Below are 1,073 nucleotides of genomic sequence, written 5' to 3' on the forward strand. Positions count from 1 at the left end.
GTTAAAGGTCGCTCTCAACTAGTACTACGTTTGATTTGTTTACCGAAAGGTCTGGATTCGCTTCGCCTTGTACCAATATTTTCCCTATTTGCAAGGAAATAATTAAAACAATCTTTATTTTAAAAAACTGCTAGAACTAGAAGATGTCTAATGCTAGAAGATATCTAGTATTCTAATTAAGTAGGACTTAAGTAGGACAAATGGCGAAGCAGATTTTTAGAGACGGAGCCAATTTCGGGATGGAAGAAGTAGAAATTTTCTTAGATATCTTTATTCAAATTTTGGTATAATATGCCCTGAGCCAACTAAACAGTCGCTCAGCATAGCTGGGAGGAAAGTCCGGGCTCCATAGAGCAGAGTGCCAGGTAATCCCTGGGAAGCGAAAGCTTACGGAAAGTGCAACAGAAAGTATACCACTGTCAAAATTTCGATAGTAAGGGTGAAATGGTGTGGTAAGAGCGCACCGCGTTTTCTGGTAACAGAAACGGCATTGGTAAACCCCACTCGGAGCAAGGCCAAATAAAAATCTTTATTGTGTGGCTCGCACTGGATTTTGGGTAGGCTGCTTGAGATGTGTGGTGACACACATCCTAGATAGATGACTGTTCACGACAGAACCCGGCTTATCAGGTGGCTTTATTTATTATTTTTAAATTTTTAATACTTTATTTTTTAATACTTTATTAAAGGTAGGGTAGTTAAAAAACTTAAGGTAGTTAAAAAACTATTTGAAAATAAAATAGGGGGGGGATCGTTTTTTAACGATCCTAACCTGAAGAAACATTAACATTATTAGCACATTCAAATTGATATAAAAACATCATTATAAAGAGATAACAATAACAAAAGATAACAATAACACAAGAGTGTTTACTAATGAGTAAAATTAGATTTTTTTTAAAAACTAAACTATCCGTTAAGTTTTAATATTTTGTTCAATTTAGCTACGAAATATTCTGTATGGTTAGTAGATTATATTATTATAGAATAATATATAGGTTATTAATCTCTAGTGAATAAAGATAAAAAAGTATATCTGGAGATTATAATTTGTATCTTCCTCAGATCAATAA

Annotated in this window: 1 other RNA gene; it reads left to right on the plus strand. The window is 33.5% G+C overall.

The features are described from left to right. Positions 1 to 297 precede the first annotated feature (297 nt). Positions 298 to 642, plus strand: an RNA gene (gene rnpB / locus CLERM_RS00490) — RNase P RNA component class A. Positions 643 to 1,073: the final 431 nt, after the last annotated feature.

This window comes from Coxiella-like endosymbiont, from assembly GCF_002871095.1.
Lineage (GTDB): Bacteria > Pseudomonadota > Gammaproteobacteria > Coxiellales > Coxiellaceae > Coxiella.